This is a genomic window from Gordonia sp. B8661-1, assembly GCF_059427765.1.
The window spans coordinates 165619-183137 of record NZ_JCAHRL010000005.1; the positions used below are offsets into that span (position 1 = coordinate 165619).

Here is a 17519-nt window from a genome sequence, read left to right on the forward strand (position 1 = left end):
TCTCGTGATCAATCAGGTGGACGGTGGAATCTGTCGGGTCTACGGGTGCGCCCCGATGAGGCGCAGGGAGATCTCGGCGTAGGAGGACGCGACCTCGGCGGGGGTGCGGGAACCGGTGGGCGAATACCAGGTGGTGACCTCCTGGCAGGCGCCGAGCAGGTACCTCAGCACGTCGCGGCGGTCGCCGCTCAGCCGGAAACTGCCGTCGGCGACACCGCGTTCGAGAACCTCGTCGAGGATGTCCTCGACCTCGCCGCGCATCTCGACGTAGTGGCGACGGTGTGGGTTGTCGGGGTCCAGGTAGCGCACTTCCCGTGCGACACTGGCCAACTCGAGGTCGGCGGTCATGTGGAGCACGATGGCTTCGACGGCATTGGACAGTTGGCCGGTGGGGTCCTCGGCGTCGGCGATCGCCAGCCGGACCCGCCACAGGACCGACGACATGGATTCCTCGAGCAGCGCGACGAGGATGCCCTGTTTGTTGTCGTGGTGGTAGTAGAGGGTGGGCAGCGAGACCGCCGCACGGGCGGCGATGTCACGGATGGTGGTGCCGTGGAAGCCGCGGGCGTGGAACGCGTCCTTGGCGGCGACGAGGGTCGCGGGCAACGGATTGGGACTGTCCTCACGCCAATCGGCGACGGCCTCGACCGCGGTCGACGTGCCGACGGCCGGCTTGTTCGATGAACGGGGCATCGGCGGTTCACACTCCTCGCATGCGCTGCTGCCCCGGACGGTGCAGACCGGAGATCTCAGGTGCCCGAACGCTCCGGCGGGCACCCGGCAGGGTCCCGATCTAACGCTCGTTCTATCTGTCTAGCACGGCGAATCCCGCGAGATCAAGGTTCTCGCGGGATCTCCGGAGCAGCGCTCAGACGGCACCCTTGTCGGCGTCGCCTGCGGGCACGGGCGTGAAGACCTTCACGTCGAGCGGCGCGGCCAGCAGATCGCCGATGGCCTTGCCGAGTTCGGTCAGCGCGGGCGCCCCGCCGTGGGTGGCGAGCGCGTCCATCGACTCCCATTGCTCGATCATCACGAGATCGGTCGATCCGCCGGTGCCCTCGTGGAGCGCGTACCGTCCGCAGCCGGGTTCGGCATGGACCTGGGGAATCGCGGTCAGCACGGCATCCCGAACGGCCGCCTCCTGACCGGGCTTCGGCGAGATGGTGGCGATGACGACGACAGCGGACATGAAGAACTCCCTCGTGTGGGTGCGATGGTCACTCGACACTCGAAGCTAGGGCACCACCGGTGATGTCCGGGCCGGTTCGGCGCAATGCCGTGGTCATTCCGGCTGGGAGGGAGGTTCCAGATAGGCGGTGACGGCCCTGGCGAAGCCTCGCCGCGCGACGGTCGCGTCCTGATAACTGCCCAGGCGGGTCTCCGAGACGAGACCGCGCAGCGCGCCGGGAATGAACGCGGCGACGTCGCGTACACGGTCCGGGTCCACGTCGAGATCGGCGAAGGCCTTCTGGCAGGCCACGGCCCAGGATTCGTTCCAGGAGGCGAACTCGCTCGCGGTGCGGGGGAAGAGGCGTTCGAGTTCCGCCTGATCGTGGGGCAGTGCGGCCCGGAGGTTCTCGATGGCGCGCGAATCGGCGGTATCGAGTCCGGCGATGAGCATCTCGACGATCTCGGTGACGCGGTCGGCGAGTGACGACGGATTGTCCGGGCGGTAGGGCAGGTCGCCGCGACGTTCGGCGGTCCGGCGCAGCACCGCCGCCCACATGCCGTCGACGTCGCCGAACTGATACTTGACCGCTCCCCAGGTGGCGCCGGCCTGTTTGGCGATCCGGTTCGCCGACACCGATCCCGGCTCGCCCGACGCCAGTGCGTCGCGGGCGGCGTCGAGCATGGCCTCGCGGGTGGCCTCACCGCGACGATTCGTCCGGCGTCCGCCGGTGCCGGTCGTGGAGGTGGACATGAGCCGATCGTAGTGGCCGGACAGAAACATAGAACCCACTGTTATTAATTCGTAGAACCCACTACGATCCGATAGTAGGGTGTCCGGAAGGAGTATGTGCATGGCCAAGACGCCGCTGTCGATGGAGCCGACCGGCTGGTTCCAGGTCGCCTGGTCGACCGAGATCGGCGTCCGTGAGGTGCACAAGATGACGTACTTCGGGCGCGAGATGGTCGCGTGGCGTGCAGCCTCCGGGACGGTGTCGGTCTTCGACGCCTACTGCGAACACCTCGGGGCGCATCTCGGTCACGGTGGCCACGTGGTCGGGGAGAACCTGGTGTGTCCGTTCCACGGTTGGGAGTGGAATGCCGAGGGGCGCAACGTCTGTATCCCGTACGAGAATCATCCGAACCGTGGACGTCGCATCCGCAGCTATCCGGTCGTCGAGCGCAACGAGGCGGTCTGGATCTGGTTCGACGTCGACAACCGGCCGCCGTATTTCGATGTGCCGGACGTCTTCTCGGGCTTCGGCCCCGGCACGGCGGGATGGGGACGCAGCGCGGAGGACTACTATCCGCCCGTGCCGGGTGCCACGCTGTTCCGTCGGCGGCTCGAGATCCATCCGCAGTACATCATGGAGAACGGCGTCGACTTCGCCCACTTCACGTTCGTCCACAAGACGCCGTTCATGCCCGAGTTCACCCGGCACGACTTCTCCGGCCCGGTGTCCCACGTCGACTTCACCATCGCCTTCGACGAGGGCGCGACACTCGACGGCGCCACCAGCGGTGTGGAATCCATCAATGCCGGCCTCGGCTGCTCGGTGACGCGGAGCTGGGGAATGATCGACAATCGCACGATGCCCGCGGTGACCCCGGTCGACGATCGCACCTCCGACGTGCGGTTCACCGTCTGGATCGGCCGTAAGCCGGGCGAGGAGGCCGACGTGATCGGCCCCGACGTCCTCACCGACTACGGCAGATCGATGGCCGGGTTCGTCATCGAGCAGTTCGAAGCCGACATCGAGATCTGGGCGCACCAACGCTATTCGGATCCGCCCGCGCTGTCCCGCAAGGAATACGCGGGATTCACCGCGCTCCGGAACTGGGCGCGCCAGTTCTATCCCGACGGCGGCCCCGCCGGCGTCGATCCGGCCCACAGCCCGCAGAGCGGTGCGATCGTCGCCGCCCGGTCATCGGTCTCCGACTAGCGAAAGGCACACAGCAGCATGACTTCTCGCCCCAGGATCCGGGTGTTCCAGGTCGCGACCGGCAACGTCGGCAGCGAGATGATCGGGCGCATCGCCCATCATCCCGACCTCGAACTCATCGGACTGCACTGCTATTCGCCCGACAAGATCGGCAAGGACGCGGGCGAGATCGTCGGTGGCGATCCCATCGGGGTCGTCGCCACCGGCACCGTCGAGGACATCATCTCCGCCGCACCGGATGTCGTCACCTTCCATGGCGTCTTCCCCGACGAGGACCTTTATGTGCGGGTGCTGGAAGCCGGTATCGACGTCGTCACCACCGCGGACTGGATCACCGGATTCCACCGCGACACCAACCACCCGCATCCGAGTGGCCGCAGGACGACCGAGATCCTGCAGGAGGCATGCCTGCGCGGCGGCGCCACCTTCTACGGCACCGGCATGAATCCGGGTGCCTGCCAGATCATCGGCGTGGTGCAGTCCATGGATGTGGCCGAGATCCAGAACATCACCGTCACCGAATCTGTCGATGTGTCCTGCCATCACTCCGCGAAGACCTGGCAGGAGGTCGGTTACGGCCGACCCGTCGACGACCCGGACATCCCGGCGTCATTGCGGAAGTTCACCGAGGTCTTCGCCGACTCGGTCTATCTGATGGCCGATTGCTTCGACCTGGAACTCGACGAGGTGGCCTTCTCCTACGAGCTCGGCGCCTGCACCGAGGACGTCGATCTCGGTTGGTACTTCCTGCCGAAGGGCTCGCTGGGCGGCAGCTACATCACGTACCAGGGCATGGTCGACGGTGTGCCGCGGGTGGAGACACACCTGGAGTGGCAGATGACGCCACGGACCGAACCGTCGTGGAACATCCAGGGCTGCTACATCACTCACATCACCGGTGATCCCTCGATCTACTCGAAGCACATGATCTTCCCGAAGGCGGGCGTCGACCTGAGCGATCCGGATTCCTTCGCCTCCATCGGCATGACGGTCACCGGAATGCCCGCGCTCAACGCGATCACCTCGGTCGTCGCCGCACCGCCGGGCATCCTGACGAGTGCGGATATGCCGTTGCGTGCCTTCGCCGGGCGTTTCCGGCTCTGACACCGACACGGTGGCGGCGTAGGGTGCGGGCATGCCCCGCAATATCGCGACCGCCGACTCCGTCGAACGACGTGAACTCCTCGAGTTCATCCGCCCGCGACACCGAATGGTGCTGTGCACGAGACGATCCGACGGCAGTCCACAGATGTCGCCGGTGACCGGCGGAGTGGATGACAGCGGCCGCATCGTGATCGCCAGCTATCCCGGGCGGGCGAAGACCGTCAATGCCAAACACCGTGCGCGCGTGAGTGTTTGTGTGCTGTCCGACGAGTGGGACGGCGGGTGGGTTCAGGTCGACGGCGATGCCGAGGTGCTCGACATGCCGGAGGCCGAGGATGCGCTCGTCGACTACTTCCGTGCCATCGGTGGCGAACACCCGGACTGGGACGAGTACCGGGCCGCCATGCGGCTGCAGGACAAGTCGCTGATCCGGATCACACCGGTGCGGTGGGGGCCGATCGCCACCGGCGGTTTCCCGGCCGAGGTGGCAGCACGGCTCGACGCTGCCGAGAGCTGAGTCGCAGTGAGTGGTCTCGATACGGCGACTCGCTGCGCTCGTGGCCTACTCGACCGGCGACAACCGAGCTGGTGATCGAAGTTGCTGCGCTCGTGGCCTACTCGACCGGCGACAACCGAGCTGGTGATCGAAGTTGCTGCGCTCGTGGTCTATTCGGCCGGTGAAGAACGATTCCGCTGATCGAAGTTGCTGCGCTCGTGGTCTACTCGACCGGTGAAGAACGATTCCGCTGATCGAGTAGCCCGAGGCGCCGGCCGAGGGCGTATCGAGATCACCCGGCTCACGGCTCCGGATCGCGAGGTCCGAGAAGTTCGTCGTCGTGCTCCCCGAGCGTGGGCACATGACCGTTCTCCGCGGCGGCGCCGTCGAACAGCAGCGGCAGGCGAGGTGTGCTGATCGGGCCCTCGCCCGCGGCGCGTGGCGCCTCGATGTCGAGCGGCAGGAACAACTGACGGTGATCGAGTTGCGGACAGTCCCGGACGTCGGCGACGGACTGCACCGGTCCGGCGGGCTGCCCCGCGAACCGGAGTGCCTCCGCCGCCTCGGCTCCGCTCAGTGTCGACGCCCATCGCTCCAGTGCGGGGACGATCACCTCACCCATGTGTCGTGCGCGATCCACGACGGTGGCGAGGCGGGGATCGTCGGCCAGGGACGAATCACCCACCGCGGCACAGGTTCTGCGCCACATCTCATCGGTCGGGATCACGATGGAGATCCACGTGCCGTCGCCCGCCCGGAACGCGCCGACCGGACTGAACGCGTCGCCGCCCCGGGTCTCCGGTACGCCCGTGTAGTCGTAGAGGGTGAGCGGTCGCAGCAGGAAGGCGGCACCGATGTCGTACATCGCGGCATCCACATGCCGCACCGACGATCCGTTCGCGCGCGCCGCCAATGCGGTGGAGATACCGAAGGCCGCGTACAGTCCGGACAGCAGATCCATCGTCGACATGGGCGCGAGTCCCGGTGGTGCGTCCGGGGTTTCGCCGAGCAGACTGCTGAGACCGCTCATCGCCTGGATAACGGAGTCGAAGGCGGGCCACCGGCTGTAGGGACCGCCTGTGACACCGAATCCGGTGATCTCGCAGACGATCAGCTCCGGATGATCGCGGCGCAGGGTGTCGGCGTCCCAACCCGCGCGAGCCAGTGATCCCGGCCGCAGGTTGCTCACGAGGACATCGGCCGTGCCCAGCAGGTCATCGAATTCGCGTGCACCGGAATCGGACCGGATGTCGATCCGCACCGACTTCTTGCCGCGGTTGTACGGGGCGAAACCGGCACTCACCGGTTCGTCGGGCGGACCGGCATACGGTTCGTATGAGCGGCGCGGGTCGCCCGTGTCGGGGCTCTCCACCTTGATGACCTCGGCGCCCGCATCGGCCAGCAGCGAGGTGCAGTACGGCCCCGCGATGTATTGCTCGAGTGACACGACGCGGATGCCGGCGAGAAGGTCGAGAGCCATGGGAGCAATTGTGCACGTGGTTGTCCGGCGGCGGTGATCTCGATACGCCCTCGGCCGGCGCCTCGTGCTACTCGATCAGCGGTCGGCGGTAGCTGGTGCCTCGACCGACTCGATCAACGGGCGGGGTCGCGCGACCGCCAGTGCAGGAGTTCGAGGGCCGCGGCCACGTCGATGAGGTTCTCCGCGATGGGGCGGGGCAGCAGGTCGTCGACGCGGGCGAGCCGCCGGATGACCGTGTTGCGGTGGGTATACAGACGTTCGGCGGTCCGAGAGGTGTTGCACTGCTCGGTGATCCACGTGTGCAAGGTCTCCAGCGTTTCGGTGTCGGCGGTGACGAGGGCGCCGAGGGTGTCGGTCAGGAATTCGTCGGCGGCGGCGGGATCACTGGTCATCAGCGAGACCAACCGGATGTCGTCGAACCGGACCACCTGCTGCGGCGACGACAGGCGCGCGATGAGCCGCTGGGCGGCCAGTGCCTGGAGGTGGCTGCGCCGGAAGCCGTCGACGCCGGTGCCGGGTCGCCCGATCGCGATCCGCACGCCGGGCAGTGTCGCGGGTGGCCGGACCGAAAGGACGTCCCCGGTCGGCACCCAGACCCACAGGGATGCGGCGCTGGCGGTCACCGTGAGCCGCTGGCGGATATCGGTGCCCTGCGTCATCTCCTCGGCGACCGCCTCGAGTTCGCGTGCGGTGGCCGCGGCGGTGTCGTCCCAGATGACGGCGGCCGTGTGCGGACCGTTGAGGCGATAGCCGAGCTGTGTCTCGGCGCGCGCGGCGGAGATGGGGGCGCCCTCCACCAGCAGGGCCACCGTCTCGCGGCGTTCGGCATGGGTGCCGCGGGTGAGTTCGGCGCGCTCGGCACGCATCCGGGTGGTCATCTCGTCGACGGTGTCGTCGATGAAGCCGGCGATGGACCGCGACGTGATGTCGAGCAGTTCGCGCAGGATCTGCGGGTCGTCGGTGAGTTCGAAGCAGATCTGCATCCAGTACCGCCACGCCACACTCTGCGCCGTGCGATAGGCGTCGAGTGCGGATTCGTCGAGGCCGCGCCGCACCATGTCGCGGGCCGACGCCAGGATCTCCGCGCCGAGGTTGACCGGCACCCGCCGGCCGGGGAACTGCACGTTCGACGACGCCCAGTGCAGCATGTTCGCCAGATTGGCCCGCCGCGTCGCGTCGGCGAGAGCCGGATCGTCGGCCACCGGCGACATGCGCACCCCGCCCAGGGACGCGTCGTGCATCTCGGCGATCCACTCCGCGGGTGGGTTCAGGGCGATCTCGGCCCCGCGACGGATGAGGTCGCGGACCGCGGGTGAGGGCGTGGGCCAGGAATCGGACTCCGCCGGGGGATGGGACACCGACATGTGAACATTCTGCACCGCATGCGTGGCCGGACGATGCACATCGTCCCTGTGCCGGGCGCTCGGTTCACCGCATGCTGGACATACAACGTTCGCACGACCTCAGTCGTGCGAAGTCTGACAGTCCATTCTCGTGACCTCAGGAGTGACAGGTGAGCGCATCCACCACCACCGACACCGTCGACGTAGTGATCGTCGGCGCAGGCATCTCCGGCATCGGTGCCGCCCGCTATCTGCGTGCCGAACACCCCGGCCGGACCTTCGCGATCATCGAGGGCCGCGAGGCGCCGGGCGGTACCTGGGATCTCTTCAAGTACCCGGGCCTGCGTTCCGATTCCGACTTGCACACCTTCGGTTACGAGTTCAAGCCGTGGACCGACAAGCAGTCGATCGCCGACGCCCCCCGCATCCTCAACTACCTGCACGAGACGATCGCCGAGAACGGTCTCGACGAGCACATCCGGTACCGGCATCGCGTGGTGTCGGCGGCCTGGTCGTCGGAGGACGCCCGCTGGCTGGTGGACATCGACAAGACCGACGCCGACGGTGGCACCGAGCGGATCCAGGTCAGTGCGCGCTGGATCTTCGCGGGTTCCGGCTACTACCGCTACGACGAGGGCTTCACCCCGGACTTCGCCGGGCGGGACGACTTCCGCGGCGAGGTCGTCCACCCGCAGCACTGGCCGGAGGATCTCGACTACACCGGCAAGAAGGTCGTGGTGATCGGCAGTGGCGCGACCGCGGTGACCCTGCTGCCCGCGATGGCCGACAAGGCCGAGCACGTGACGATGCTGCAGCGCACGCCGACCTACATCATCCCGGTGCCCCGTGAGGACGCCATCGCGACCGGTCTGAAGAAGATCTTCGGCGAGGAGCGAGGATTCGCGCTCACCCGGCAGAAGAACATCGCGCAGCAGCGGGTGCTCTTCGAGTTCTGTCAGCGCTTCCCGACGTTGTCGCGCAAGGTGATCCGCAAGATCAACGCGGCGATGCTGCCGTCCGGGTACCCGGTCGACGTCGACTTCAACCCGCCGTACAACCCGTGGGATCAGCGTATGTGCGTGGTGCCCGACGGCGATCTGTACAAGTCCATCCGCAAGGGGGACTCCTCGATCGTGACCGGCCGCATCGAGACCTTCACCGAGAACGGGATCCGTCTCGAGGACGGTCGTGAACTCGAGGCCGACATCATCGTGACGGCCACCGGTCTGAACGTGCGACTGCTCGGCGGTATCGACCTGACCGTCGACGGCCGCCCGGTGAACTTGCCGGATACCGTCATCTACCGCGGCATGATGCTGTCCGGTGTACCGAATTTCGCGCTCGCCATCGGGTACACGAACTCCTCCTGGACGCTGAAGGTCGGCCTCCTGTGCGACTACTGGTGCCGTCTCCTCGGCTTCCTCGACCAGCACGGGTACGACACCGTATGGGCGGCTGCCGATCCCGACATGAAGACCCGTCCCGCTCTCGACTTCGGCGCCGGTTATGTCCAGCGTGCGCTGTCCACCCTGCCCCGTCAGGGCGAGGAGGCTCCCTGGCTGATGTCGATGAGCTACTACACCGACCGGAAGCTGTTGCGCGGCAACTCCGTCGACGACGGCAACCTGCACTTCGCCGGACCGCAGGAGCGTGCCGCGAAGTCCGACCGGAATGTGGTGGCCGTCGGCTGACGGTCATCAGCAGCGAGGGGTGCGGGCCGACGATCATCGTCGGCCCGCATTGCTGTTTCAGGCGAGCAGTCGCCACAGGCCGATGAGGCCGACGACGACGATCACCGCACGCAGCACGGTCGGCGACAATCGACGGCCGTAGCGCGCACCGATCACCCCGCCCAGCAGGGAGCCGACCGCGATGAGTCCCGCTGCCGCCCAATTGATCCGGTCGAACGCGACGACGGTGTAGGTGATCGCGGCGACGACATTGACGACCAGTGCCAGCAGGTTCTTCGCGGCGTTGAGGCGTTGCAGATCGTCGGAGACGATGACCCCCATCGCCGCCATCAGCAGGATGCCCTGTGCCGCGGTGAAATAGCCACCGTAGATGCCGATGGCGAACGTTGCCGCGATGAGCAGTCCGAAGCGGATCGGCGTGAGGCCGGTGCCACCGGTGTCGGCGTGCGGCGGCGCGTCGCCGATGCGGCGCCGCACCCACGCCTGAATACGTGGCTGGGCGGCCACCAGGATCAGCGCGAGCACCAGCAGAACCGGCACGATCGCCTCGAAGACCGTCTCCGGAAGATGCATGAGAAGCCAGCAGCCGATGATCGCACCGATCACCGACGCCGGGAGCTGCCAGCGCAGCCGGGGCCACTGGCCGGATAGTTCCCGCCGGTAGCCCCACGTTCCGGACACACTGCCGGCGACGAGCCCAACGGCATTCGACATCGTGGCGCTCACCGGCGGCACACCGAACGCCACCAGCGTTGGAAAGGTGATGAGGGTGCCACTGCCGACGATCGCGTTGATCGCGCCCGCACCCACGCCCGCGGCCAGGATCGCCAGCAGTTCCCACGCGTTCATCCCTCGAGGGTGCCCGCCACGCCTTTCGTGGATGTGCGCGGGGTCGGTGGCGGGACACCTAGACTCGCTGCATGAGCACCACCGACGAAGTTGTCGACCAGATCCTGAGCACCTACGACACCATCACGGTCGTCGGTGCGAGCGCCAACCCGGACAAGCCGTCCAACGAGGTGCCGGCACATATGAAAGAGCTGGGCTGGCGGATCATCCCCATCAATCCGCGCGCCGAGGAGATCGTCGGTGAGCGGGTGTATCCGTCGCTCGCCGATGTCCCGGAGCAGGTCGGCCTCGTCGATGTGTTCCGGCCGTCAGCGGATGCACCGGAGGTCGCGCGGCAGGCTGTCGCGGCCGGTGCGACCGCGCTTTGGCTGCAGCTCGGCATCACCTCGCCCGAGGCGCGGGCCATCGCCGAGGAGGCGGGGCTGCTCTACGTGGAGGATCGCTGCCTGGTGATCGAGCAGCGTCGCACCGGTATCCGCCCGGATCGCGGCTGACGCCACCCCGAGCCGGTCATGCACTCCGATCTCGACTCGCTGGTCAGTGGCCGGCTCCCGCTGTTCCTGCTGTTCCTGTCCTTCGTGATCACCTTCGTCGTGACGCGGACGATCACCCGGCTGATCCGTGCGGGACGCGGCCCGTTCCGGAACAACGTGCGCGGCGGCGTACACATTCACCACGCGGTACCCGGGCTGATCCTGATGATCATCGGTGCGTTCACCTCCGTGGTCGTCGAGGGGCAGGCACCGGGCGCGGAGATCAGCGCGGTGCTGATCGGGATCGGGGCGTCGCTGGTGCTCGACGAGTTCGCACTGATCCTCCACCTGCAGGATGTGTACTGGTCGCGGCAGGGACAACTCTCCGTGCAAGTGGTCTGTCTGACGATTGCCGCTCTCGGAATGCTGGCGCTCGGGGTGAATCCGCTGTCGGACAAGACGACGCTGAACCTCGGATCGCTGGTCCTGAGCGTGAACCTGCCGGTGAATCTCGCGTGCGCCCTGATGTGTGTCATGAAGGGGAAGTACTCGACGGCCGCCGTGGGGGCCTTCATTCCGCCGGTCGCGTGGATCGGTGCCATCCGACTGGCCCGGCCGCATTCTCGGTGGGCGAAACGGCGCTACTCGCCCGCGAAGCTGGCGCGGGCGACCAAGCGCGCCAAGGCTTTCGACGCACGCTTCGGCACCTGGGGGCTCGGCGTCGAAGACCTGGTGGCGGGGCACCCGACCGTCGAGGACGATCCCGGCGCATCATCCGGGACAGCGGCGCCGCAACCGGCGACATAGTGCCGGTTTCCGCAATTCAATAGCGCGCGATCAAATGGCCTAGACTTGATGGCACTGCCGCGGATGCGCGGGTGTGGTCGGGCAGAGGAGGGCGTCGTGCAGGACACCGATCCGGGGGCGGGTGCGTCGGTCGCCGACAACCCGTTGCTGTTGGAGCGCCAGGTGTGTTTCGCGCTCGCGGTGGCGAACCGCTCGGTCCTCCGCATCTATCGCAGGCTGCTCGAACCGCTGGGCCTGACGCATCCCCAGTATCTGGTGATGCTGGCGCTGTGGGAGGAGTCCCCGCGCGCCGTCAAGGACATCGGGGCGGCACTGCAACTCGATTCGGCCACGCTGTCACCACTGCTCAAACGCTTGGAGTCGGCGGGTCTGGTGGAACGTCGCCGGCGCGGCGACGACGAACGCAACGTCGACATCGCGCTCACCGACGCGGGCGTCGCCCTGCGGGAGCAGGCCGTGGCCATCCCGCCCGCCGTCGTCGACACACTCGGTGTCGATATCGCGGACCTCGACGAACTGCACGGTGTGCTGACCCGCGTCAACGCCGCGGCGCTGCGCGCCGAGGAGCAGGGCTGACCGTCGATGACGGTCCTGTTTGCCCACGGCGCCGGCGGCTACGACGACGACCGGGCACTGGCGCGGGTCTTCGCCGACGCACTGGACACCCGGGTGCGCCTACCGCGCCTGCCCGACGACATGACGTACGAGGCCTGGTCCGCGGCCATCCGGGCCGAACTGGCCGACGTGGACACGATCATCGGTCACTCCTTCGGCGGTTCGATGGTGCTGCGCATGCTCGGCGAGGCCGATCTCGGTGTGCACCGCATTCTGCTGCTCGCCGCGCCGGACTGGGGACCGCACGGCTGGGATCAGGCGGAGTACGCCCTCCCGACGGACCTCCACGAACGCGTACCCGACGGTGTCGGGATCGCGCTGCACCACTGCGTCGACGACGAGGTCGTCCCGGTCGCGCATCTCGGTCTGCTGGCGGCGCGGCTCCCGCGGGCCCGGGCCGTCGAACACGCCCGTGGCGGGCACCAATTCGACGGCCCGGCCGCCAGGTCCATCGCGCGAGGGCTCGCCGCGGGCACCTCCTGATCGTTCGCATGGCGTGCGGAACGGGATAGGGTCGACACATCGGGCCGACCAACGTGAGGAAACACCGTGAGTGCGATCGCCATCCTGATCATCGTCGTCACGGTCGTGGTGGCACTGTTCATTCTCGCGGGCGCCATCTGGTTCGCGTGGGACTCCGACAAGCGGGTCCGGAAGTTCGCCAACTCCGCTGACCTGATCCCCGGCAAGGCGGGCCGGGCGCCCGCCGAGTGGACCGGCGGAACGTCGCGAGAAGCGCTGCTGCACAGCCGTATCCGCTATGCCATCGCCGACGTCCACGCCAATCCCGCGATCCCGCACGATCCGGAGCTCGTCGCCGTACGCGATCGTCTCGACGATGCGGTCTTCGCGCTCGACGACCGGCTGATCGCCGCGGCCGACCTCGCCGACGAGGAGGCCAGGGCCGAGGAACTCGACGACGTCGAGAAGGCCGTCGAAGCCCTGGAAGCGTTGCCCACCAAGCTGTGGGAAGCGCCGAAGGAGCAGCAGACCACCGACATCAACGCCGTCGTCACCGCACTGCAGCGGGCCTGATCTCGATACGCGGGCTCGCTGCGCTCGCGCGCTACTCGATCGGCGGGCGAGAGTAGCTTCTTGTCGCTACTGGGTGGGCGAGGCTCTCCTTGCCGCTACTCGGCGGGCGAGGCTCTCCTTGCCGCTGATCGAGTAGCCCGAGGCGCCAGCCGAGGGCGTATCGAGATCCCGGTCCCTATGAAGCGGTCTCGCGGCTCAGGTCGATGAGCTTGCGGACGGTGAGCAGGTTGCGGCCGGTGCCCTGGACGCCGAGCCCCTTGGCGATCACCGGGGCGGTGAGTGTTGATCGCCCTGCGCCGTCGGCGTACCGGATGTGCAGATCGTCGCCGACGACGGTGCACACGTCGTCGCCGAAGTCGCGCTCTCCAAAGGCGCTGATCCGCGTGGGTTCCGGTGTGCCCGTGAGGAAATGGACGTAGGAGAACTTCGGGTTCACGACGTCGAAAGGGTGGGCCTCCAGCGCCGCGACGACCTCATCCGTCGACCGGCTGATTACCTCACGCTCGTAGCCGAACCGTTCGGTGATCGCCGCCGCCAGTGCGCGGTCGAAGTCCTCGGGCGCGCCGGGCGGGATGCAGAACAGGTTGCCCGACGCGATGTAGGTGGACACCTCGGTGGCACCGAGACCGGACGCCAGTTCCCGAAGATCGGCCATCGGCAGCGTCGCGCCGCCCACGTTGATCGCGCGGATCAGCACGATGCGTCGGCTCATCGAATCCCCCGACGGCTCAGCGCAGTGCGGCCAGGTCGGTGCGGATCAGCATGACGTTGTAGTCATCCCAGCGCGACGCAACGAAGTACAGCTGCTGTCCCGTGGACCGCGGATGGATGTAGGGCGCGTACAGGCCTGCCGTCTGCGCCGACGACACGATCACCCGCGGACCCGACCACGGTCCGGCGGGCGTGGGTGCGGTACGCAGCGTGATGCTGCCCGCGCGCTCGGTGAGCATCACGAATCTCTTCAGAAAATTGTTGTACGCCACCGACATCTCGGCCACCGGACGGGTCACGATCGGGACCGCGGCATCCGCCGACGGCCTCCACCGGTTCGCTCCGCTCCCGGCGCCGGCAAAGTACTGGTACGCGTTGAGATTCCGGATATCGCCCGGACGGACGCGCGCCACATACGCGGGTCCGCGGCGGCCGTTGGGTGTGCCGTACTGGTAGACCCAGCCGCCGGAGCGCAGGAAGGCGCCCATCTGGAATCGGCTGTGGCCGGACTGTGCTTGCGGCACACCGGGAATCGTGATGCCGGCATTCGCGCGGATGGTGTTGTTATCGGTGGCCCAGGTCTGCCCGTTGTCGTGGGAGACCGCGATGGCCGAGAAATTGGTGGCCCACCGTCCGGGGGCGCCCCACTTCCGGATCGACATGTAGCTCAGGTACTGCGTGCCGCCGACCGAGATGCCGCCCGTCGGGATCTTGCCGACCTCGATGTTGCGGATGCCGACTGCGTTGAACATCGGTTGCGCGAACGTCGGGTGGGCGGAGGTCACCGAAGCACCGGACCGAACGTAGCCGGGGACGGCGTCGGCGACGGGGATGCCCCGGGACAGGTCGGCGGCCGCTCTGCTGCGCAGCAGGGTGTTGTGGCGCCACCCCATGCGTCCGCCGCACGGTCCCCAGGTGTCGCCGAAGGCCATCAGCACCTGGCCCGCACCGTTGTCCCACGGCACGCCCACGTCGGTGGAGGTGATGGCGAACCGTGTGTCGGTGCGATTCGGGCTGCGCGGGCCGGTCACCCACTGCACGGCCTTGCTCGGCCCGCGTAATGCTGGGAGAGGTCCCTGGGGCTTCTTGCCGCCCGCCCGGTAGCTGCCGAAGTCCATGCTGCCCAGGCCGAGGTCCGACGATCCGCCGGACGAACTCCCCGAACTGCCGGTGCTCCCGACATCGCCGCCGGTGACGCCCAGTGCATTGCACGGGGATGCCGAGGCGGCCGGGACGGTCACCATCGTGATGCCGGTGGCGGCCAGGGCCGCGATCGTGGACGTCGCCAGGAACCTGCGCCAGTTGGCCATGGTCGGCCACGCTACCGCAGGAATCGGCGCGTGACCAGCACTGAAGGCGGGTCTCGATACGCCGACTCGCTGCGCTCGCCGGCTACTCGACCGGCGGTGCCCTGCGCTCGCCGGCTACTCGACCGGCGGTGCCATCAGTTCCGGCGGGTCGCGACGGCGAAGGTGCGGCGGTACGGCAGCACCGTGCCCCACGGCTGCGCGGGGTACGCGGCGCGCAACCGTTCCTTGAGCGTCGCGACGAACTCGTCGCGCAGGTCGTCGTCGAGAGCCTGGACGAACGGGCGCGCGCCGGTGCCGGAGATCCAGTCGTAGACGGGATCCTCGCCCTGCAGCACGTGCAGATACGTCGTCGACCAGGCCGTGGTGTCCAGGCCGCGTTCGGCGAAGAACGTCAGATAGTCGTCGGCATCGAGAACCGGAGGCCTGCGCACATGTTCCAGTGCTGCGGCGAAACGCGGATCGTCGGCGAGGTCGATGAGAGTCTGATGCGTGGCGGCGTTGCTGTTGTTCGGTACCTGGAGTGCGAACACCCCGTGCGGGTTGAGGTGACCGAGCAGTCGGTCGATGGCGGCGAAATGATCGGGAACCCACTGGAACACCGCGTTGGAGACGAACAGATCGACCGGTGCCAGCGGACTCCAGGTCGACACGTCACAGATGTCGTAGTTGGCCTGGGAGTCGATGTTGTCGCGGATCGCCTCCTCGACCATCTCCGCCGACGAGTCGACGCCCAGGATCTGGGCATCCGGCCAGAGGGCGCGGAGGTGTCGCGTGAGATGGCCGGGGCCACAACCGAGATCGACGATGGTCTGCGGTGCGGTGCGTACCTGATTGATCAGGTCGAGGAACGGCCGGGCACGAGCGTCGGCGAACTGGAGATAGCGGTCCGGATCCCACTGCGGCATACACCCACCCTAGGCAGAATCCGGCCGCTCTGCCGGGCGGATGAGGTCGAGTACCCTTTGCTCGTGACCGAGCCGGAGCCCCCCGACAGCGATGTAACCGAGATCCTCGTCGAAGAGAGTCTGTCCGTCGACATCACAGTCACCGAGACCGATGTCGTGGAGATCTCGACCGACGGTGCCTGCCTCGGCAATCCGGGCCCCGGCGGCTGGGGAGCGGTGCTGCGCTACCGCGGCCACGAGAAACGCATCTCCGGAGCGGAACCGAACACCACGAACAACAAGATGGAACTGACCGGTGCCATCGAGGGGCTCGCGGCGCTGACCAAGCCGTCCACGGTGGTCCTCTATACCGACTCCAGTTATGTCCGCAACGGCATCATGAAGTGGGTGCACGGCTGGCAGAAGAACGGTTGGAAGACGGCTGATCGGAAACCGGTGAAGAACGTCGAACTGTGGCAGCGTCTCGTCGAGGAGGAGAAGCGCCACTCGGTGACCTGGAAATGGGTGAAGGGTCACGCGGGCGATCACTACAACGAGATCGCCGACGAACTCGCCACCACCGCCGCGCGCACCCTCACCTGACCGACCGTGTAGCCGACGACCCGGGGGAGACTCCATGACCGACCAGCTGACCGTCGCCATCGAGCCGGACCACGACGAGTATCTGGTGGGCGCCGTCGAGTCGGTGGGCGGCCGGATCACCGGCATCGACGACGCGGAGGTGCTGGTCTGGATCGGCACCGCGGACGAATTCCCGGACGAGCTGCCCGATCACATCCGGTGGGTGGCCCTGAAGACCGCGGGCATCGAGGACTTCGTGGCCGCCGGCATCATCGACGACCGGCGGTTGTGGACCAACGCGTCCGGCTTCTACGCGGAGGACGTCGCCGAACATGCCCTCGCGCTCCTGCTCGCCGGACTCCGGCAGATCGATACCGCGGTGCGGGAGCATTGGGCGAAGGATCGCATCGACAACGCCGTGCGGTCGCTGCACGGCTCCACCGTCGCGATCATCGGCGCGGGCGGTATCGCGGCGGCGCTGATACCGCGTCTGCGGGCCTGCGGGGCCGAGGTGGTCGCCGTCAACAGATCCGGCCGGGAAGTCGACGGCGCGCGTCTGACCCTGCCGTCGTCGCGCACCGACGAGGTGTGGGGACAGACCGATCACGTCGTCCTGGCCGCGCCTGACACCGCGGAGACCCGCCACCTCGTCAACGAGCGCACCCTCGCCGCGCTACCCGGACACGCCTGGGTGGTCAATGTCGCGCGTGGGCCGCTCATCGATCAGGCGGCGCTCGCCGACGCTGTCCGGGGCGGCGTCATCGCGGGAGCCGCACTCGACGTCACCGACCCCGAGCCGCCCGCCGCCGACGATCCGCTCTGGAGTCTGCCCAACGTGATCATCACGCCGCATGTCGCGAATCCGTCGTCCGGACTGACCCGGGCCATGGCGCCCTTCCTGGCCGAGAATCTGCGACGTTATGCGGCGGGTGACGAATTGCTCGCGCCGGTCACCCCGGATCGCGACTACTGACCGCACGCGCAGGCGATTCCGCCCGGTGCGACCGCGGTTTGGGTCCTACACAGACT

At 67.7% G+C, this 17519-nt stretch carries 20 protein-coding genes; 11 read left to right on the plus strand and 9 right to left on the minus strand.

Annotated elements, in window-relative coordinates; all coding sequences use genetic code 11:
- Nucleotides 1-39 precede the first annotated feature (39 nt).
- The 3 genes from AC4JJG_RS12585 to AC4JJG_RS12595 form a co-directional block, all read right to left on the minus strand.
- Nucleotides 40-693: a TetR/AcrR family transcriptional regulator gene (locus AC4JJG_RS12585; RefSeq protein ID WP_495401531.1), complete on the minus strand. Its 654-nt coding sequence runs from the start codon at nt 691-693 to the stop codon at nt 40-42.
- 175 nt (nt 694-868) lie between these two features.
- On the minus strand, nt 869-1189 hold the full coding sequence (locus tag AC4JJG_RS12590) for a putative quinol monooxygenase (protein ID WP_495401530.1): 321 nt from the start codon (nt 1187-1189) through the stop codon (nt 869-871).
- A gap of 93 nt (nt 1190-1282) precedes the next feature.
- On the minus strand, nt 1283-1921 hold the full coding sequence (locus tag AC4JJG_RS12595) for a TetR/AcrR family transcriptional regulator (protein WP_495401529.1): 639 nt from the start codon (nt 1919-1921) through the stop codon (nt 1283-1285).
- Nucleotides 1922-2021: 100 nt separating this feature from the next.
- Here AC4JJG_RS12595 and AC4JJG_RS12600 point away from each other — a divergent pair, with 100 nt between their 5' ends.
- Genes AC4JJG_RS12600 through AC4JJG_RS12610 form a run of 3 tightly spaced genes read left to right on the plus strand, consistent with a single transcriptional unit; the run spans nt 2022 to nt 4731 of the window.
- Entirely contained in the window at nt 2022-3110 is a 1089-nt protein-coding gene (locus AC4JJG_RS12600; RefSeq protein ID WP_495401528.1) for a Rieske 2Fe-2S domain-containing protein, read from the plus strand.
- Between the two features lie 18 nt (nt 3111-3128).
- Nucleotides 3129-4214: an NAD(P)H-dependent amine dehydrogenase family protein gene (locus AC4JJG_RS12605; protein WP_495401527.1), complete on the plus strand. Its 1086-nt coding sequence runs from the start codon at nt 3129-3131 to the stop codon at nt 4212-4214.
- A gap of 31 nt (nt 4215-4245) precedes the next feature.
- A complete protein-coding gene (locus tag AC4JJG_RS12610; protein WP_495401526.1) occupies nt 4246-4731 on the plus strand; it encodes a PPOX class F420-dependent oxidoreductase in 486 nt (161 codons plus the stop codon).
- Between the two features lie 280 nt (nt 4732-5011).
- On the opposite strand, the gene AC4JJG_RS12615 is transcribed toward AC4JJG_RS12610, so the two are convergent.
- Both AC4JJG_RS12615 and AC4JJG_RS12620 read right to left on the minus strand, forming a co-directional pair.
- Nucleotides 5012-6190: a CaiB/BaiF CoA transferase family protein gene (locus AC4JJG_RS12615; RefSeq protein WP_495401525.1), complete on the minus strand. Its 1179-nt coding sequence runs from the start codon at nt 6188-6190 to the stop codon at nt 5012-5014.
- 113 nt (nt 6191-6303) lie between these two features.
- Nucleotides 6304-7554: a PucR family transcriptional regulator gene (locus tag AC4JJG_RS12620; protein WP_495401524.1), complete on the minus strand. Its 1251-nt coding sequence runs from the start codon at nt 7552-7554 to the stop codon at nt 6304-6306.
- 149 nt (nt 7555-7703) lie between these two features.
- Between AC4JJG_RS12620 and AC4JJG_RS12625 the strand changes: the two genes are divergently transcribed.
- Nucleotides 7704-9224 carry a flavin-containing monooxygenase gene (locus AC4JJG_RS12625; RefSeq protein WP_495401523.1) on the plus strand — a complete coding sequence of 507 codons (1521 nt, stop codon included), beginning with the start codon at nt 7704-7706 and terminating at the stop codon, nt 9222-9224.
- Between the two features lie 57 nt (nt 9225-9281).
- On the opposite strand, the gene AC4JJG_RS12630 is transcribed toward AC4JJG_RS12625, so the two are convergent.
- Complete coding sequence (locus AC4JJG_RS12630; RefSeq protein ID WP_495401522.1) at nt 9282-10073, minus strand: sulfite exporter TauE/SafE family protein; 792 nt, start codon at nt 10071-10073, stop codon at nt 9282-9284.
- Between the two features lie 71 nt (nt 10074-10144).
- Here AC4JJG_RS12630 and AC4JJG_RS12635 point away from each other — a divergent pair, with 71 nt between their 5' ends.
- The 5 genes from AC4JJG_RS12635 to AC4JJG_RS12655 all read left to right on the plus strand — a co-directional run bounded on the left by AC4JJG_RS12635 (nt 10145) and on the right by AC4JJG_RS12655 (nt 13003).
- Complete coding sequence (locus tag AC4JJG_RS12635) at nt 10145-10567, plus strand: CoA-binding protein (protein WP_495401521.1); 423 nt, start codon at nt 10145-10147, stop codon at nt 10565-10567.
- 18 nt (nt 10568-10585) lie between these two features.
- The gene (locus AC4JJG_RS12640; protein WP_495401520.1) at nt 10586-11353 is read left to right on the plus strand and encodes a hypothetical protein; all 768 of its coding nucleotides are present in this window, start codon (nt 10586-10588) and stop codon (nt 11351-11353) included.
- A 96-nt stretch (nt 11354-11449) separates the two neighbouring features.
- The gene (locus AC4JJG_RS12645; protein WP_495401519.1) at nt 11450-11929 is read left to right on the plus strand and encodes a MarR family winged helix-turn-helix transcriptional regulator; all 480 of its coding nucleotides are present in this window, start codon (nt 11450-11452) and stop codon (nt 11927-11929) included.
- Between the two features lie 6 nt (nt 11930-11935).
- Nucleotides 11936-12451, plus strand: a complete 516-nt coding sequence (locus AC4JJG_RS12650) for an RBBP9/YdeN family alpha/beta hydrolase (protein ID WP_495401518.1) — start codon at nt 11936-11938, stop codon at nt 12449-12451.
- Between the two features lie 66 nt (nt 12452-12517).
- A complete protein-coding gene (locus AC4JJG_RS12655; RefSeq protein WP_495401517.1) occupies nt 12518-13003 on the plus strand; it encodes a hypothetical protein in 486 nt (161 codons plus the stop codon).
- 175 nt (nt 13004-13178) lie between these two features.
- On the opposite strand, the gene AC4JJG_RS12660 is transcribed toward AC4JJG_RS12655, so the two are convergent.
- The 3 genes from AC4JJG_RS12660 to AC4JJG_RS12670 all read right to left on the minus strand — a co-directional run bounded on the left by AC4JJG_RS12660 (nt 13179) and on the right by AC4JJG_RS12670 (nt 15929).
- Nucleotides 13179-13715, minus strand: coding sequence for a DUF1697 domain-containing protein (locus AC4JJG_RS12660; RefSeq protein WP_495401516.1), 537 nt, complete (start codon nt 13713-13715; stop codon nt 13179-13181).
- 16 nt (nt 13716-13731) lie between these two features.
- Nucleotides 13732-15024 (minus strand): glycoside hydrolase family 183 protein, encoded by a 1293-nt coding sequence (locus AC4JJG_RS12665; RefSeq protein WP_495401515.1) that lies wholly within the window; start codon nt 15022-15024, stop codon nt 13732-13734.
- A gap of 134 nt (nt 15025-15158) precedes the next feature.
- Nucleotides 15159-15929 (minus strand): methyltransferase domain-containing protein, encoded by a 771-nt coding sequence (locus AC4JJG_RS12670; RefSeq protein WP_495401514.1) that lies wholly within the window; start codon nt 15927-15929, stop codon nt 15159-15161.
- Between the two features lie 102 nt (nt 15930-16031).
- Here AC4JJG_RS12670 and rnhA point away from each other — a divergent pair, with 102 nt between their 5' ends.
- Nucleotides 16032-16511 (plus strand): ribonuclease HI, encoded by a 480-nt coding sequence (gene rnhA, locus AC4JJG_RS12675; RefSeq protein WP_495401684.1) that lies wholly within the window; start codon nt 16032-16034, stop codon nt 16509-16511.
- 34 nt (nt 16512-16545) lie between these two features.
- Nucleotides 16546-17463: a D-isomer specific 2-hydroxyacid dehydrogenase family protein gene (locus tag AC4JJG_RS12680; RefSeq protein WP_495401513.1), complete on the plus strand. Its 918-nt coding sequence runs from the start codon at nt 16546-16548 to the stop codon at nt 17461-17463.
- The last annotated feature ends 56 nt before the right edge of the window (nt 17464-17519 follow it).